This is a genomic window from Rhodococcus sp. USK10 (assembly GCF_019378875.1).
GTDB lineage: Bacteria > Actinomycetota > Actinomycetes > Mycobacteriales > Mycobacteriaceae > Rhodococcus_F > Rhodococcus_F pseudokoreensis.
The window spans coordinates 501,750-518,327 of the sequence record NZ_CP076048.1; the positions used below are offsets into that span (position 1 = coordinate 501,750).

Genomic DNA, 16,578 nt, shown 5'->3' on the forward strand with positions numbered 1-16,578 from the left:
CCACGCCACCTCGGAGGAGCCTCCCATGGCAAATCCCGTGAACCTCACCTTCCACGGAGCCGCGAAGACGGTAACCGGTTCGTGCATGGAATTTACGTTCGAGGACCGGCGCATTCTGGTGGACTGCGGTCTGTTCCAGGGATCACGCAGCCTCGAGACGCTGAACTACGGGGCTTTCGCCTTCGCACCGGACACCGTTGACGCAGTCGTCCTCACCCACGCCCATATCGATCATTGTGGCCTGCTACCCAAACTTGTGGCACAGGGCTACGAAGGACCGATATTTTGCACCGACCAAACCGCCGACCTCCTGGAATACATGCTCGCCGACGCCGGGCGAATCCAGGAGTTCGAGGCACAGCGACGAAACCAACGCCGCGACCGCGCCGGCGAGGCGACATTCGAGCCGCTCTACACCGAACAAGATGCCCTCACCGCATGGCGGCAGACCCGACCGGTACCACTGGAAGAATGGTTCGAGCCCACTGCAGGCTTTCGGTCACGGCTATGGAATGCGGGGCACATTCTGGGTGCGACATCGGCGGAGGTCGCCGCCGGGGACGTGCGCCTGCTCTGTTCCGGCGACCTCGGCCCTCAGAACAAGGCATTCCACGCCGATCCCGAGGGGCCTGCAGGGTTGGACTACGTCGTCTGTGAATCGACCTACGGCAGCCGAACCCGGGCGCAACTCACCATCGCCCAGCGACGCGACCTGTTGGAAGAAGAAATCAACACGGCCATCGGCCGCGGCGGCAATCTGGTGATTCCCGCGTTTGCGCTCGAACGCACCCAGGAACTCTTACTCGATATCGCGTATCTCGCCGATCAGGATCGGATCCCCCACGTGCCGGTCTTCGTCGACTCACCGCTGGCCAACCGTGCGACCAGTGTCTTCGCCAGACATGCATCCGAACTCGAGGATCTCGGCGGCAAGGACATCTTCCACCATCCCTCGATCCACTACGTAGACGACGCTTCCGCTTCCATGCGAATCAACAACATGTCAGGGGTCATCATCATCGCGGCCTCGGGCATGTGCGAGGCCGGACGCATCCGCCACCACCTCGAGCACAATCTGCATCGCCGGGATTCGACGATCCTGTTCGTCGGGTTCCAGGCACAAGGATCGCTCGGACGGATACTCCTCGAAGGCGCAGAGCGCGTGCGCATTTCAGGAACCGACCTCAACGTCAGAGCCCAAATCCGGCGGATCGACAGCTACTCCGCCCATGCCGACCAGTCCGAACTTCTGACGTGGATCACCGAGCGGAAGCCGATCTCGGGCAGCTTGTTCCTCACACACGGGGAGCCGGGGGCAGCGGCGGCGCTGGCCGAACTGGTCACAGAGCACGATCCTTCACTTCCCGTGACCATCCCGGCAATCGGAGAAAGTTACCAATTGCAGTCCGGCACCCCGGCGAAGCTGGTCGGCACCGCGCGTTCGGATGCAGCGCAATTGATCGGCCGTGACTGGCAGAACGACTACGCCGATTTTGCGGTCGGTCTCAAGCACCAACTCGCGCGGATTTCCGATTCCGGGAACCGCCGGAAAGCCATCGCGGACATGCGCAAGGTTCTCGACGAATACGCCGAACCCCACCACACTCGCCGGAATCGGGTCCGCGCCTGATCGGGCAAGATTTGCCCGTACCGAGATTCGCCTGTTGCTGGACCGAGCGAGCGGCCCTCTCCACTCCCCACTCCGTCGACCGCTACCGGCTCGGACAGTGATGCCCGAGATCGCCCCGACTATGGGGCATGCGGCCCCGGTTTGCCGACCGCCCGCACCGGCAGATAGGTCGTGAACCAGTCGCGCGCCAATGCTGCGGCCTGCTCGAGGGTCCCGGCTCGTCGAACAGGTGCGTGGCTCCCGGCACGATCTCGAGGCCGCTGTTGCCGGGGATCGCGGCCTGTGCGCGGCGGTTGAGGTCGAGGACGGCTTCGTCGCGGGAACCGACGATCAACAGGGTGCAGGTGTGCACTTTCCTCAGGCACACGCCCGCGAGGTCGGGACGGCCGCCGCGGGCGACGACAGCCTTGATGTCGACACGAGGGTCGGAGACCGCGCACAGTGCTGCTGCGGCCCCCGTACTCGCCCCGAAGTAGCCGATCGGCAGATCCGCGGCGAACGATTGTGTCCTCAGCCAGCAGGTAGCGTCGACCAGTCGCTCCGAGAGGAGGTCGATGTCGAACACCAGGGTTCGGTCGCCTTCTTCGTCGGCACCGAGGAGGTCGAACAAGAGCGTCGCGAGTCCCGCCCGATTCAAGACGTCGGCAACGTAGCGGTTGCGGGGGCTGTGTCGGCTGCTGCCGCTGCCGTGCGCGAACACGACCATCCCGACCGGATCCTCCGGGATGGTCAAATGGCCTGCGAGCCGGACCGTGCCCGTGTCGATCTCGATGTCGTCGTCGCACAGTGGTCGATGACCACAGTCCTGGTGGGTGGTGGTTGGTTCACGGAAGCCGTCGCGTGCAGCCTGCAGCAGTTCGGTCACGTCACGGTCGGTGGTCTGGGAAAAGCTGCGGTAACCCTGTCCGATCGCGGAAAGACCGTGCGGTGACTCCATGCAGACGACCTCGTCCGCCTCCCGGGCGAGGTCGTCGATCATGTCTGGCGATCCGATAGGCACCGCCACTACAACCCGCGCAGCACCCCGCGCGCGGGCGACCTGGCACGCCGCCTGGGCGGTCGATCCGGTGGCTATGCCGTCGTCGACGATCAACGCGGTCCGGCCAGCCAGTGGGATGGGGGCGAGGCCGCCGTGGAACAGTTCGGTGCACCGTCGTAGTTCGGCTGACTGTTTTTGTTCGACTTCGGCGATTTCCGTGGCGCTGAGACCGACCCGCCGCACGGTGTCGATGTCGATTACCCGGGCTCCGTGTTCCCCGAGCGCCCCGAAGGCCACTTCGGGTTGGTAGGGCATCCCGAGTTTGCGGACCACGATCACATCGAGTGGGGCATTCAATGCCTTCGCGACCTCGAACGCGACCGGCACTCCGCCCCGCGGCAACGCGGGAACGACCACGTCCCCGCCTCGAAACACGTTCAGTCGACGGGCCAGGCGGCGTCCCGCCTCAGCGCGATCAGCGAATGCCGTCACAAGGCCTCCCCTGGGCGACAGCGGGCGGAACGTATCCGCGAAGTCCGATTCGGATCATTTGTCGAGCCAGAGTCGGCGACGGCACACTCGCAGCATCTCCGAGGCTTCCGACGGGGTGATGGTGTCGGGTCGATCGGTTTCGAGGAAGTCCTCGAGACGTCGAAAGAATATCGCCGGCGGCAGCCCGAACTCGGTTCGGATGGCGTCGGCGGGTCCACCGCCGAGGCGATACCAGCGCCGTTCGAAGGCGATCATCTCCATCGGGGTGGCAGTAAGCATTGACTTCCCCTTTCACCGTTCAGCCCGCAGCCTCCGGGCGGTTCTCGGATCTTCGGAGCGCATGGCGCTCGGTGGGAACGCGCCGGGATGGACTGTGGTCGTAGTCAACGTATGGCGATCATCTGGTTCGCTCTAGAGTCCGAAGTCCTCGCCGGCGAAAACCCTCGGTCACCACAAGCTGCCGCCGACGGTGTCAGTTTCAGGAGCGGGGTGCACAGCCTCCTGGACATTTCCCTCAGGCGCTGCTGCCTTCTGAATTTACGCAGGCGAAAGTGCTGTGCGCCGCGTACGTCGGCGTGACACCGGGGCAGTGGCCCTCCCCCGACCGCCGTCGTCGATGGCCAACGGAACGATGACCACAGGTTGGCGGCGACAGTCACGAGCGCCCGCTCCCATGCCTCGATCGCTAGCTGGTGATGCGTAGCCGAATACGAAAGTGCCTCACCGACGGACATTCTCCCGTCGATCTTGCGTGCTTGCTGCGGCTCTCGCCTGGGTCACGGTCGATGGGCCCTCGTCGTCACCTCCTTCTGCTCGTCGGGGGTGCGATCTGATCGGTTGATGACTGTAGGAGCCCAGCACCGGCGGCCGGACTCATGCGTTGTACGCCTATCGATTCGTGGCCGTGGGGACTTGGGCTTGGTCGTGCCATACCGCTTTCGCCCCGCTCTCGCCGATTCGGTAGTCCTGGATGACCGAGCCCACAGCGAGGACCAGTGCGATGGCCGTCAGGGTGATCGTCGCCGCCCTGCCCGCGGCTACAGCGTTCACCCGGTGGGCCCTGGCCGCAAGCCAGGCAGTGGTGCGGTCGTCATGCACGAGCCACCACACCGCGGCGACAACGAACACTCCGAACGACCAGTAGAGCAGTTGGTCGCCGATTTGGGCGTGGGCACGGACCAGCGGGTCGCGCTCGGTGCGGTGTTCGAGCCATTCCCCGGCGTGGGTAGTCAGCGGCACCAGGATGAGTGTGACCAGCGCGATCAGCGGCGTGATAATGCCCAGACGTCGCCGGGCCGCGGGCCAGAAGACCGATAGCAGCAGCATGAGCGCGGCAACCGGGACGAGCACAGCAACGAAATGCACCAACATTGGATGTGCGGGTAGCCCGTTGATCGTGGTGGGGCCCATGGCGAATACTCCGACTCCTCGACTGCTGTGGACCTCCGCAGGCTATGTCGGGATTTTGGGAGAATTCTGGGAAGGTCGAGCCGGGGTGGGCCGATCGGGCGAGACCGCTACGGGGGTGCGGCGGGGAATGTGAGGGTGAAGGTGGCGCCGTGGCCGGGGGCGCCGGCGACCGTGATGTGGCCGTGGTGGGCGGTGACGATCTCCCGGACCAGGGCCAGCCCGATCCCGTAGTGGCGCACCCCGGCGGTGTGGCCGTCGCCGTGCGCAAATCGGGTGAACAACTGTTCGGTGGTGTGGGGGTCGAGCCCGACACCGGTGTCGGTGACGGACACCGACACCGACTTGGTGTCCCGGTGGACGCGCAGGAGCACACGGCCGCCGGGCTTCTCGTGCGCGAGCGCGTTGTCGATCAGCGCGATGAGCGCTCGCCGCAACGCGGATCGGGAACCGATGATCGCGGCGTCCCCTTGGCCGGGGGCCTCGATGTCGAGTCGGATCCCGAGGCTCGCGGCGTGCGCGGCGGCGCCGCCGCGCACCTCTTCGCACAGGGCGAGCGGGTCGACTCGCTCCCGGCCCGGGACGCGGACGCCGGACTCGAGTGACGCCACCAGCAGCAGGTCCTCGACGACGTCGCCGAGGGCTCGGGTGTCGGCGACGAGACCGTGGAGGTGCTCACGCAGCGCTTCGTCGACGTCCTGCTGGTCGGCCCGCCGGGCCGCGAGTTGGGCGCGGGTGTGGAGCAGCGTCAGCGGTGCCCGTAGCTCGTGGGAGGCATCGGCGACGAAACGGCGTTGCAGCGACAGCGCCGTCGCGAGGGGGCGGATTGCCCGCCTCGAGAGCATCACCACTACTACGGTGGCGCCGATCACGCCGGCGATCTCGGCCGCGGCCAGCGCAAGCAGCAGCCGCTGACGTCCGTTCTGCCACGGCGACAGGTCGAGCAGCGCGACGATGCGAGTGCCGTCGCGGTCGGCGACCAACGCCCGGTAATCGGCCCCTCCGTCGTGGACGTCGGAGTATCCGAGGGGCCCATCGAGCAGGCGGGTGGTCGCGGCGGGCGCGCGGTCGCTGACAGCGACGTTTCCCGACAGCGTGCGGATCGCCAGCGCCATGCCCGGCGGCGCGTCTGTGACGTCGTCGGCGCTGGCGACCACGCCGGAAAGCTGCCCGCTGATTTCTCCGTTCTGCACGTGGATGTCGAACAGGAACGTGACCGCACCGATCAGCATCAACACCACCCCGAGTGCGAGTGCGACCTGCAGCGCGGCGACGCGGCCGGTGCGCCGCAGTAGCACTTGGTCGGCGGCCAGTGCCGCGGAGCTACTGCCGCGCCGGAATCTCACGGTGCGCCCAGCCGGTAGCCGACGCCGTGGACCGTGCGGATGACCTCGCGGCCGAGTTTGCGGCGTAGGTAGTGCACGTAGGTGTCGACGGTACCGACGGTGTCGGCGCGGTCGAAGACCCGCTCGAGCAGCTGCGGCCGGGTGAACACCTGGTCCGGGGCGGCGGCCAACAGCGCGAGCAGCGCGCATTCACGATCGGACAGCTCCACCTCCTCGCCGGCTCCTGCGGCGTCGACGACGATCCGGCTCGCGAGAAACAGCCGGCGACCACCGACGGGGAGCGAGCTTGCGATGTCGGTGTGCCGGCGCAGCAGCGCCCTGATCCGGGCGAGGAGTTCCGGGATCTCGAACGGTTTGACCAGATAATCCTCGGCTCCCGCGTCGAGACCGGCCACCCGGTCGGATACTGCTCCCCGAGCGGTCAGCACCAGCGTCGGGGTGCCGACCCCTTTCGACCGCAATGCCCGCAGCAAGTCCAGGCCCTCGAGCACCGGCAGCCCTCGATCGATGATCAGTGCATCGAAGCGTCGAGTCAGACCGAGATGCAGTCCGATCTGCCCGTCACGTGCCACCTCGACCCGGTAGCCCTCCTCGGCCAGGAGTGCCGTCAGCATCGCCGCGAGCTGATGATCGTCCTCTACGAGCAGCACCTCTGCCGTCGGGTGGATATCCGTCATGGACCGAGCCTGCCACCGTGGTTCTGAGAATTCTCCCAGAAACATTCGGCACCATGGACACCGAGGGTCCACCTGACGACATGTGGCTACGACGGATCGGGACGGTCGAAGGGGTCGGCTATGGCATCACCGCAGCAAGGTCGCCGCAACGTCCGCGTCGCCACGAAGGCGCTGGTGGCGTTGAGCGTGGCGGGCACGATCGGCGGAGCAGCGATGGCCTTCGCCGACACCCATACCTCAACGGCAGCCGCCATTACCGCGCCGACCGGGTCGACGATCATCGCGCCCGGTACCGGCGGCTCCGATCATCCCGACGCCTCGTCCTTGACTCCTGGCTCCGCCGACCCCGGTTCCGGGCCCGGTTCCGGGGGCTCGGAGAGTGGGGTATTCGGCACCGCGCCACGACTGTCGACCGGGTCCGGTCACCACCACGCAACCTCGAGCGGGTCCTGATGAACGGAATCGTTGAGTTGGAGCGAAGTTACGAGTGCGACGACGAGAGGGTGGCCGCGGCTGTGTGGCCGCTGTGGGGGACCCAGGCACGGCTGGTGGTCACCGATGCCGGGCGGCTGGCACAGGCGCGGGTGCTGGTCGCCGACCATCTCGCGGCGGTCGAACTCGCCTGCAGCCGCTTCCGTGCCGATTCCGAGCTCACCCTGCTCGCGCGGCGCCGCGGCCAGCCGACCGAGGTCAGCGTGCTGCTCGCCGATCTGCTAAGGGCATGTGACAAAATAATGTCGCTTTAGCTGGTTTCGGGCGTTACCGTTGCGCTATGACGGATGTGGCGGACTCGGTGGCGCGGCGGTATGCCGTGATGCGCCCGCATTTGACGGAGTTTCAGCGGCGGTTGTGGCTGGGCGCAGAGGCCGCCGAGTTGGGGCCTGGCGGGGTCGCGATCGTGGCCGCGGCGACCAGGGTCGCGGCCGACACGGTGCGTCGGGGTCGCAAGGAAGCCGGGAACGGGACGGCTCCGGGTTCGGGGCGGTCCCGGCGACCGGGGGGCGGTCGTAAGCGCGCCGAGGCCCATGACGAGGGTCTGGTGGAGTCGTTCGAGTCGCTGATCGACCCGGTGACCAGGGGTGATCCGATGTCGCCGTTGCGGTGGACCTCGAAATCGATTCGCGCCCTGACCGCGGCTCTACGGGACAGGGGCCATCAGGTCAGCGATATGGTGACCCGGCGGCTGCTCAGGGAGGGTGGATACAGTCTGCAGGCAGGCGCCAAGACCATCGAGGGCAACCAACACGCCGACCGCGACGCCCAGTTCCAGTACCTCAACGACCAGGCCGCAGACCACCTCGATGCCGGCGATCCGGTCATCAGTGTCGACACCAAAAAGAAGGAGCTCGTGGGAGCCTACAAGAACGCTGGCCGGGAGTGGCGGCCGTCCGGCGAACCGGAGCAGGTCAAGGTCCACGACTTCGTCGACCCCGTTCTGGGCAAGGCGAACCCGTACGGGGTGTACGACGTCGGCGCGAACACCGGATGGGTGTCGGTGGGCACCGACCACGACACCGCCGCGTTCGCGGTCAACACCATCGCAACCTGGTGGAATGAAGTAGGAAAACCCATGTACCCCAATGCTTCCCGTCTCATGATCAGTGCTGACGGTGGTGGTTCCAATGGGTACCGCACCCGGCTGTGGAAGACCGAACTCGCCAAGTTCGCCGCCGCCACCGGCCTGAGGATCACCGTGTGCCACCTGCCGCCGGGCACCAGCAAGTGGAACAAAATCGAACACCGGTTGTTCTCCCATATCTCAATGAACTGGCGCGGGCGGCCGTTGACCAGTCACGAGGTGATCGTCGAGACCATCGCCGCGACCACCACCAGCACCGGACTGACCGTCCGCGCCGAACTCGACCAGGCCGAGTATCCGAAGGGCGTCAAGATCCCCGACAAGGAGATGAAAGCCCTTGAAACCCACGGTATCCTGACGCGCCACGAGTTCCACGGCGAGTGGAACTACACACTCCACCCCGCACCCGACGACACGCCCGAACCGAGCTAGATTAATTCATCACAAGCCCTAAGGGCAGCATTGACCGCAGCCGACCGCACGGACGGGGACGTGGATCCCACGGTCGGCGCCGCGCTCGTGGGTCTCGGCTACGACTGTGACCTCACGTTGATCGACGACGCGAATACCCCGGTCGGGGCGGTGCTCGTCCGGCCGGCCGAGTGGTCGATGGTGACGGTGCAGGACCGGACGGTCACCGTCCCGGATGGTGTGCAGCTCGATCTCGGTGCCACCGCCAAAGCTGCCGCCGCCGACCAGTGCGCATGGCTGGTGGCGAAGGATCTGGGCTGCGGGGTACTGGTCAGCCTCGGCGGGGACATCGCCACCGCGGGGCCGGCACCCGCCGACGGGTGGCAGTTGCTGGTCCAGGACGGCGCCGGCGAACCTGCCTGCCGGGTGTCCCTTCCCGCCGGTGCGGCGTTGGCGACCTCGAGCACCCTGCAACGGCGGTGGATCCACGCGGGCAGGCAGGTCCATCACGTGCTCGATCCACGGTCCGGCCGCCCGGCAGACCCGATCTGGCGCACGGTCAGCGTCGCCGCCAGCTCGTGCTTGGCCGCGAACACGCTCACGACGGCATCGCTCGTCCGCGGCCACGCGGCCGCCGGTTGGCTTGAGAAGCTGGGCCTTCCCGCCCGGTTGGTCGACAGCGGCGGATGGGTGCGCACGATCGGCGGCTGGCCCGACGAGCCGTGCAGGGCCGCCTGATGACCCCCGCCGAGTTGGATCAGGCGCTGTGGGCGCTCGGCCGCGGCGCGGGGATCACCGCGCTGGTGTTGCTCACGGTCGCGGTGGCCACCGGCATCGTGACCCGTTCCGGGCGCCCGCTCGGTCCGTGGCCGCGGTTCGGGGTCTCCGAACTACATCGCACCGCCGCTCTGCTCGGTACCGCACTCGTCGGCATTCACCTGCTGACCCTGCTCGCCGATCCGCACGCCCAGTTGCGGCTGGTTGACTTCGTGGTGCCGTTCCTCGGCGTCTATCGACCGTTCTGGTTGGGGTTGGGCACCCTCGCAGTCGACCTGCTGGCCGCGGTGGTCGTGACCAGCGTGCTGCGCCACCGGCTCGGACCCCGGCCCTTCCGGCTCGTGCACTGGGCCGCCTACGGGCTGTGGCCGATCGCGTTGATCCACGGCCTCGGGAATGGCACCGACTCCGGGCGGCCGTGGCTACTCGCCGTCGCCGCCCTGTGTACGTGCGCCGTCGCCGGCAGCGTGGCCTGGCGTGTGCGCAGGGATTTCGTGGAATACGACCAGGTACGGGCCAGGACGACCCGATGACCACCTCGACTGACCTTCACGAAAGTTCGAGCACCGGCCACCTCGGCGAGCCGGCCCCGTCCGGTGACCGGAGGCTGCTGGCCGCCGACGGCCCCGATCTGCCCTGTCACGCGGCACGGTTCGGGCCACCGCCCCGCCCCGATCGGCCGCACGAGCTGATCGGGCAACTCGTCGAGGCCGGCCTGCGCGGCCGCGGTGGGGCCGGGTTCCCGACCGGCAGCAAGATGGGTGCCGTAACGGGCCGCCGGCCCGTGGTGATCGCCAACGGCGCCGAGGGTGAACCTGCCAGCAGCAAGGACACTGTGCTGCTCGAGCACGCACCGCACCTCGTGCTCGACGGTCCCGCGTTGGCCGCCGCAGCCGTCGGAGCCCGCGAGGCCCACCTCTACACGTCGGCCGACGTCATGCCGGCGGTGCGCCGAGCCGTCGCCGAGCGGCGTGCCGCCGGCTGGGACCGGCTGCCGGTGAAGCTCACCGAAGCTCCCGACACCTTTATCGCCGGCGAGAAATCCGCGGTCGTCAACGCGATCGAGGGCCGCCCCGCGATCCCGCGGGACCACCTGACCAGCCTCACCCGGTCCGGGCTCCGCGGCAGGCCCACCCTGGTACACAACGTGGAGACCCTTGCCCACGTGGCGCTGATCGCCCGCTACGGTCCGAACTGGTTCCGCGGGGTGGGCAATCAGGCCGAACCCGGAACTATGCTGGTGACCCTCTCCTGCACCGCAGCGCCGGGTGTGGTCGAGGTTCCGACCGGGACGGCGCTGACCCGGCTGCTGCGCGACCACACCGGCATCGACCCCGCCGACGTGCGGGCACTGCTGCTCGGCGGATACCACGGCACCTGGATCACCGGGACCGACGCGGCACACGCAGAACTCTCACGAGAGTCGCTGTCCCCATTGGGATCTACCCCCGGCGCCGGGGTCGTCCAGGTCCTCAGGAGCGGCGAGTGCGGCCTGCGCCGATCCGCCGACATCGTCGCCTATCTGGCCGACCAAAGCGCCCGCCAGTGCGGACCCTGCCTCAACGGGCTACCAGCACTCGCGAACATCCTCACCGACCTCGCCTACCGGCGGCCCGGGCCGGACAGCGCCCGCGAGATCACGCGGCTGACCGCGCTGGTCGACCGCCGCGGCGCATGCAACCATCCCGACGGCACAGCCCGCTTCCTCCGCTCCACCATGCTCGCCTTCTGCCGCGACGTCGAACTACACCTGCGCGGGACCTGCGAAATCGCCTTCCCCGAGCGAGAGCCTCGAAACCCGGTGGCCCTGCCATGACCAGCTCACGCCGGCCGGCACTGCGCCTGCACATCGACTGGACCCGCTGCGACGGGCGCGGACTGTGCACCGAACTGCTCCCGACCGTGCTCGACCGCGACGACTGGGGCTATCCTCTCGCCCGCGACCACACACCCGAACCCGACATCCCGGCGCACCTGCACCCCGACGCCCGCGACGCGGTGCGGCTGTGCCCACGACTGGCGCTGACCCTGCACCCGAACAACTGAAAACTAGACCACAGAACGGATTCCCTGGAAGTCGTCATCTACCCGGCGGCCACCCGGAGACCGAGCCAACAGTGGTCGTCAGTTCTTGACCCGGCTCGCCCTCGGCAACTGTGCCACCACTACCGGCGTGGGCTATACCGGCAGTGGCCGCGCAACGGGCGGGGGAAGGCAGTGACATCCCACCGATCCGGGGCCACGCCCGGTAAGGATGTGACGGGCTCACCCCGCCCGCGGTGGCTTGCACCGCCCGCGGTGGCTTGCACCGATTTGGGAAGGATCCGGCCGTCGGCTCCGGTCCCCTCGCGACGGTGATACGGGATCTGCTGGCGGTCATGATCTGCGTCACCGCGGCTGTCGCACTGGTGACGTGACCGTCTGGCGGTTCGAAGTATCGGGTGTTCCGCCTGCACCGGGGCCGATCACTGAGCCGATGAACGTAGCTGAACATCCTGACGCCGCACGGCCCGAACGAACGACGCGCGAGAGCAGATGCCTCGTCGCCCGTCGACGGGGAAAGACGTGTTCGACGCCCTGTCGGCAGATGTGACGTAAGTCCCTGAGTGTCGCCCAGGGGTTGCTCACCTCTGGCCCTATGACCGCCATTAGCTGGGCACGACACTGACAAGTGAGACAACTCAGGGAGGCCGTCATGATCGACAATGACGCATCGCTTACCCGCTGGTGGCGTCTGGGCCCGTGGAGCCGTAACGCGCTCATGCGGAGTGGTGACCGAGTCGAATCCACCCTCGTTCTGGTAGTGGTGATGTTGATCCTGCTGCTGGTTCCTTTCGCCGGTGCCTTCGGCACCGCGACGTACACCCGTCTCACCGATGAAGCGCGCATCGCCCGGCAGACCGAGCAGCAGGTATCTGCCGTGTTGCTGGCCAATCCCCTCCCACCGATGGGAGACGTGCCAGTTCGTGGACCGGTCGGCCCAGACCGTGCACCGGCGCGCTGGTCGGTCAACGGCACGGAGCACACCGGTGACGTGGAGACCGGCATCGGGGACAAAGCTGGCCAGACGGTGACCATTTGGGTCGACGCCCACGGCAACTACATGACAAACCCGAACACCGGCACCGAAAACGGTTTCGAAGCGGTTGTCTCAGCACTCGCCTTCTGGTCCCTGGGGACCGTCGGGTGCGGCGTCCTCCTGGCCGGGGTCCACTCGCTGATGGCGAAACATCATCGAGCGCAGTGGCAGAAGGAATGGAACAGCCTCGGACAGGCACCGGGATGGACGGTCCGATGATGTCGTCGATTCAATTCCTGTGGGACCGGAGTCCCTCGACAAAGGACCGTCGGCCCTACTGCGCGCAGCGGGCGTCAGGTGGAATCGAAGAGTCCCCCAGCACTACGTACCGAAGAGGAGTCACGCTATGAGCACCCTTTCCCCTCGGCAGGCAATCATGCCGACCTGGCCCGCCCTGCCCGACTGGTCCGACCTGGTCGCCCGGTTCGAGTCCATGCCGCCCTGGAAATCCCTCGAGGGTCACATGATCCGTGTGGAGGAACACTTTGCTGAGGATTGCTACACCATCAAAGCGGAACTTCCGGGTGTAGACCCGGCGAAGGACGTTGACATCAGCGTCCGCGACGGAATGTTGACGATCAAGGCCGAACGCTCCGAGAAGCACAAAGAGGGCACCCGTTCGGAGTTTCATTACGGCAGCTTCTATCGATCGATGCCGCTGCCCCCAGGGGCGAAGGAGGATGACATCGATGCCACCTACGGTGACGGAATCCTGACGGTGACCGTGCCGGTGTCCGAGTCTGCGACCCCGGAGAGGCACGTGGAAATCACCAAGACCACATCAGCCGGAAGCAGCGAGAGCTGAAGCAGCCCCCGACAGCGGGCCGGTGGATCTCCACGACCACCGACCCGGATCGGTGACCACAGGTTCTGGCGAATACCGCACCTTCCCATCCGATTCGAGACGTTATGTTCAAGACGATCCTCCCCGTTGCGGTGGCATTGTGGCTCGCGTTGGCTGCGATCGGGGCCTGGAACGTCGTCGCGTTCGCTGTCGCAGCCCTGGCCGCTGTGGGGCTGGGAACGTATCTGCTAGCCCGGGCGGTCACGGAGCCGGGGCAGCGATGACCGAGACCGGCCGCACACCCATCGCGCCGGATCACTGCAATTCGTGCACACATCGTTCGACACACCTTTTGGAGGATTCCTGCCATGACCGAAGCACGCCAGATCATGCACACTGGGGCGACCTGCATCAGCGAACACGACACCCTTACCACCGCCGCGCAGCGTATGCGCGAACTCGACGTGGGGGCACTTCCGATCTGCGGTGACGACGACCGCCTCCACGGCATCATCACCGACCGCGACATCGTCATCAAATGCGTGGCCGCTGGCGCGGACCCATCCACGATGACAGCCGCCGAACTCGCACAGGGCCACACCTACCATGTCGAAGCAGAGGCGAGTGTCGAGGAAGTACTGACAATCATGGAGGAACACCAGGTCCGGCGCCTGCCCGTCCTCGACGAGCATCGGCTTGTCGGAATGATCAGCGAGGCCGACATCGCCCGTCACCTGCCCGAGCACGCCGTCGGCACCTTCGTCGAAGCGATCTGCGCCCAGAAGGCGCTGCCCAGCCACTGACGGCGGTGCGGGTGGCCTCGGTGCGCCGACCAACCCCGCCCACGTCGCCGACGGATTGATGTTCCCTGCCGACCGGGGTCGGTGCGGACCGCTGACCTGAACGCCCGCCGGTCACCGGCTCGGCCGCCTCCGGGCCTATCTGCTGCGGAAGGAGGCCGCTGTGACCGACTCCGACCCCAGTCCGATCGTCGTGACCGTCGACCAGCCACCGATCGGTCACGACGCCGCACTCTGGTCTGGCGCACTCGCCGACCTGGTGCGCTGCCCGCTTCGCATCCTCTACCTCGCGCCCGAGGCCCGGCACAGTCACACCGGCCTCACCGCCGCCCGCACTGCACCTGACGCTGATCCAGCACGCGAGAGACAATCGATCACCGGTGCGGCCGCTGCCGCGGTCCACCGCCGTTTCCCCGACCTCGAGATCATCGAGGCACTGATCGAGGGACCGGCCGCACAGTCATTGGCTGCCGCCGCGTCAGGTGCACGGATGGTGGTGCTCGGCCACCCTAAGATGGGTACGGTCGACGTCTTCGGGGCCGCCTTTCACGCCGATTCCGTCATCGCCCACACCGCCTGTCCCGTCACCGTCTGGCGTGGACCACCCTGGCAGCTCCCCGACCACCGCCCGGTGATCCTCGCCGCCGAGTGCGCCGACAACTGCGGTGCCGCCCTCGCCGCGTTCGACTACGCGCACCGTGTCGACGCCCCGATCCTCGTCCTGTCTCTCCTCCCATTGATTCCGGAGCCAGCTGCGACGGACACTACGACCCTGGGCAAGCCCACTGGCGTCGGAGCGAGCGTGGCCGCGGCTCGCCGAGCATTCCCCGATGTCGCCGTCCTCCCGCCGACCTTTCCGGTCCCGAATATCCGACGACCCTGGAGGAGCAGACCACACCCGCTCAGCTGGTCGTCCTGGCCGGTGTCCACACCGGCCCGGGCATTGCGATTCCGAGTTCACGGTTCCTCCACCACAGTCATTGTCCGATCATGATCTGCCCGCCCCACTACCAGGCGCCGACCGGTCACCCCTCGCAGCCGAGCCTGCGCCCACTGCCGCTGAGGGTGACATCACCATCCGCGCTCTGACCGCCGACGACCGCGCCGTCGTCGAACGGCTGCACCAACAGCTGTCGTCGACAGACGCGCACCTGCGGTTCTTCGGTCCCCGCCCGAAGCACCTCGGCGACTTCGCCGACCAACTCTGCTGCCAGGACTTCAAGCATCTCGCCCTCGGCGCGTTCGAGAACGGCGAACTGGTCGGTGTCGCCAATTACGTGGTCACTGACACCACCCCGGGTCGCGTCAGCGCCGAAATCGCCCTGGCCGTATCCGGACACAATCAGCAGCATGGCATCGGCACGCTACTCGTCCGGCAGCTCGGCACCGCCGCGTACTTTCATGGGGTGGCACGCCTGACGGCCGAGATCCTCGCCGAGAACACCCTGATGCTCGCTGTCGTCACCGAGCAGGGTTGGGCGCATGCGCTCCACCATCATGGTGCGGTGGTGCATCTCGACCTCGAACTAATCAGTCCTCCGCAGCCACACCCATCCATACCGTCGATGCCACAAGACGATAACGCGGGCAAGGCAATCCACAAACGATGACCGATACGCACCGGGGCCACGAAATCCGGACACATTGTCGGTGTCGAATGGTCGGTCGTACCAAGACTGCCCGAGCCCCGCCGATCCGGTTTGCCATATCGAACGCCGGGACCGCGACCCCTGACCCGATTGCCGCGAAGGCGTTGCAGTCGGATCGAACTGCACGGGGTACGGCTCGCGGGTACGAGTACTACGCGATCACCGACGTCGCACCGTTGCTCTCCATGCAGCGCATGACCAACGCGAAAGCGTTGGCGCAGCGGAAGCAGATCCGGGAACTCGAATGCGCCGCGGGAATTCGGCTGCTGCACGGCACCGAACTGAACATTCAGCCGGTCGGGTCTCTCGACGGGGACGACGAGTTCCTGTCCACCTTCGACATCCGTGGCCTCGGTGCATTCCCAGTTCCACCAGTCGCGGGACGAATGACCACCCGAGCACTGCGCGCCGTCGAACATCCGTGCGTCGATGTGATCGGCCATCCCACCACCCGCTCATCGGGACCCGGCCACCTGTCGAGGTAGACCTGGACACCATCTTTCGCATAGCAGTGCACACCGGCACAGCCATGGAGGTCAACGCGTCTCCGGACCGCCTCGATCTCAGCGGCGATCTGGTCCGGCGAGCGCTCCGCTTCGGCGTATCGGTTCGCGATATCGACCGACGCCCACGCTGTCCCCCACCTGAACAACATGCGGTTCGGTGTGGCGACAACACAACGAGGCTGGGCCTGCCCTACCGACGTCATCAATACCTATCCATTCACTGAACTGCACCGGTTCCTGGACAAGTAGCGGCGGCACTGACGCGGCGTCCGGGACCGCACGATCGAATGACCGTGGACAATGACATCTCGATGGCCGAGCCGCGGGTCTCGCCACACCCGAACCCGGTACGGGCGCGAAGGTCTCGTCGCCTGTTCCGCAGCCGATGACAAAATCCCCTATCCTCTCCGCCGCCCCGAAAGCGACACTGGAGTCCGACACGATCCGCACGCCAACGTGTCC

18 protein-coding genes and 2 pseudogenes are annotated in these 16,578 nt (G+C 66.9%); 15 read left to right on the forward strand and 5 right to left on the reverse strand.

Annotation, left to right across the window (positions count from 1 at the left end; translation table 11 throughout):
- Positions 1-25: 25 nt before the first annotated feature.
- A complete protein-coding gene (locus I1A62_RS09245; RefSeq protein WP_124395381.1) occupies positions 26-1,630 on the forward strand; it encodes an MBL fold metallo-hydrolase RNA specificity domain-containing protein in 1,605 nt (534 codons plus the stop codon).
- A 119-nt stretch (positions 1,631-1,749) separates the two neighbouring features.
- On the opposite strand, the pseudogene I1A62_RS09250 reads toward I1A62_RS09245, so the two are convergent.
- The 5 genes and pseudogenes from I1A62_RS09250 to I1A62_RS09270 all read right to left on the reverse strand — a co-directional run bounded on the left by I1A62_RS09250 (position 1,750) and on the right by I1A62_RS09270 (position 6,531).
- Positions 1,750-3,101: pseudogene (locus tag I1A62_RS09250) on the reverse strand (phosphoribosyltransferase family protein).
- A 54-nt stretch (positions 3,102-3,155) separates the two neighbouring features.
- Positions 3,156-3,380, reverse strand: a complete 225-nt coding sequence (locus tag I1A62_RS09255) for a DUF3263 domain-containing protein (protein WP_124395382.1) — start codon at positions 3,378-3,380, stop codon at positions 3,156-3,158.
- 609 nt (positions 3,381-3,989) lie between these two features.
- The gene (locus tag I1A62_RS09260; protein ID WP_124395383.1) at positions 3,990-4,511 is read right to left on the reverse strand and encodes a DUF2231 domain-containing protein; all 522 of its coding nucleotides are present in this window, start codon (positions 4,509-4,511) and stop codon (positions 3,990-3,992) included.
- Positions 4,512-4,618: 107 nt separating this feature from the next.
- On the reverse strand, positions 4,619-5,854 hold the full coding sequence (locus tag I1A62_RS09265) for a cell wall metabolism sensor histidine kinase WalK (RefSeq protein WP_225858433.1): 1,236 nt from the start codon (positions 5,852-5,854) through the stop codon (positions 4,619-4,621).
- Entirely contained in the window at positions 5,851-6,531 is a 681-nt protein-coding gene (locus tag I1A62_RS09270; protein ID WP_124395384.1) for a response regulator transcription factor, read from the reverse strand. Before I1A62_RS09270 ends, I1A62_RS09265 begins: the two co-directional genes overlap by 4 nt.
- Before the next feature lie 120 nt (positions 6,532-6,651).
- Between I1A62_RS09270 and I1A62_RS09275 the strand changes: the two genes are divergently transcribed.
- The 14 genes and pseudogenes from I1A62_RS09275 (at position 6,652) to I1A62_RS46285 (ending at position 16,095) form a co-directional block, all read left to right on the forward strand.
- Positions 6,652-6,984, forward strand: coding sequence for a hypothetical protein (locus I1A62_RS09275; RefSeq protein WP_124395385.1), 333 nt, complete (start codon positions 6,652-6,654; stop codon positions 6,982-6,984).
- A complete protein-coding gene (locus tag I1A62_RS09280) occupies positions 6,984-7,277 on the forward strand; it encodes a hypothetical protein (protein WP_219458562.1) in 294 nt (97 codons plus the stop codon). The genes I1A62_RS09275 and I1A62_RS09280 overlap by 1 nt, the downstream gene beginning before the upstream one ends.
- Before the next feature lie 68 nt (positions 7,278-7,345).
- Positions 7,346-8,530 (forward strand): annotated as a pseudogene (locus tag I1A62_RS09285) (ISAzo13 family transposase); the annotation flags it as partial.
- Positions 8,531-8,542: 12 nt separating this feature from the next.
- On the forward strand, positions 8,543-9,259 hold the full coding sequence (locus I1A62_RS09290) for an FAD:protein FMN transferase (protein ID WP_219461136.1): 717 nt from the start codon (positions 8,543-8,545) through the stop codon (positions 9,257-9,259).
- Positions 9,259-9,831: a ferric reductase-like transmembrane domain-containing protein gene (locus I1A62_RS09295; protein ID WP_124395387.1), complete on the forward strand. Its 573-nt coding sequence runs from the start codon at positions 9,259-9,261 to the stop codon at positions 9,829-9,831. The genes I1A62_RS09290 and I1A62_RS09295 overlap by 1 nt, the downstream gene beginning before the upstream one ends.
- Positions 9,828-11,114, forward strand: coding sequence for an NADH-ubiquinone oxidoreductase-F iron-sulfur binding region domain-containing protein (locus I1A62_RS09300; protein WP_219458564.1), 1,287 nt, complete (start codon positions 9,828-9,830; stop codon positions 11,112-11,114). The genes I1A62_RS09295 and I1A62_RS09300 overlap by 4 nt, the downstream gene beginning before the upstream one ends.
- Positions 11,111-11,344, forward strand: coding sequence for a ferredoxin (locus tag I1A62_RS09305; protein ID WP_124395389.1), 234 nt, complete (start codon positions 11,111-11,113; stop codon positions 11,342-11,344). The genes I1A62_RS09300 and I1A62_RS09305 overlap by 4 nt, the downstream gene beginning before the upstream one ends.
- A 649-nt stretch (positions 11,345-11,993) precedes the next feature.
- Positions 11,994-12,596 carry a hypothetical protein gene (locus tag I1A62_RS09310; protein ID WP_124395390.1) on the forward strand — a complete coding sequence of 201 codons (603 nt, stop codon included), beginning with the start codon at positions 11,994-11,996 and terminating at the stop codon, positions 12,594-12,596.
- Between the two features lie 127 nt (positions 12,597-12,723).
- Entirely contained in the window at positions 12,724-13,182 is a 459-nt protein-coding gene (locus tag I1A62_RS09315; protein ID WP_124395391.1) for an Hsp20/alpha crystallin family protein, read from the forward strand.
- Between the two features lie 104 nt (positions 13,183-13,286).
- A complete protein-coding gene (locus I1A62_RS09320) occupies positions 13,287-13,445 on the forward strand; it encodes a hypothetical protein (protein WP_192582082.1) in 159 nt (52 codons plus the stop codon).
- Positions 13,446-13,529: 84 nt separating this feature from the next.
- On the forward strand, positions 13,530-13,964 hold the full coding sequence (locus I1A62_RS09325) for a CBS domain-containing protein (protein WP_124395392.1): 435 nt from the start codon (positions 13,530-13,532) through the stop codon (positions 13,962-13,964).
- 160 nt (positions 13,965-14,124) lie between these two features.
- Positions 14,125-14,955 (forward strand): universal stress protein, encoded by an 831-nt coding sequence (locus I1A62_RS46280; protein ID WP_257890753.1) that lies wholly within the window; start codon positions 14,125-14,127, stop codon positions 14,953-14,955.
- A complete protein-coding gene (locus tag I1A62_RS09330) occupies positions 14,942-15,571 on the forward strand; it encodes a GNAT family N-acetyltransferase (RefSeq protein ID WP_257890754.1) in 630 nt (209 codons plus the stop codon). Before I1A62_RS46280 ends, I1A62_RS09330 begins: the two co-directional genes overlap by 14 nt.
- 224 nt (positions 15,572-15,795) lie before the next feature.
- A complete protein-coding gene (locus I1A62_RS46285) occupies positions 15,796-16,095 on the forward strand; it encodes a hypothetical protein (protein WP_257890755.1) in 300 nt (99 codons plus the stop codon).
- The last annotated feature ends 483 nt before the right edge of the window (positions 16,096-16,578 follow it).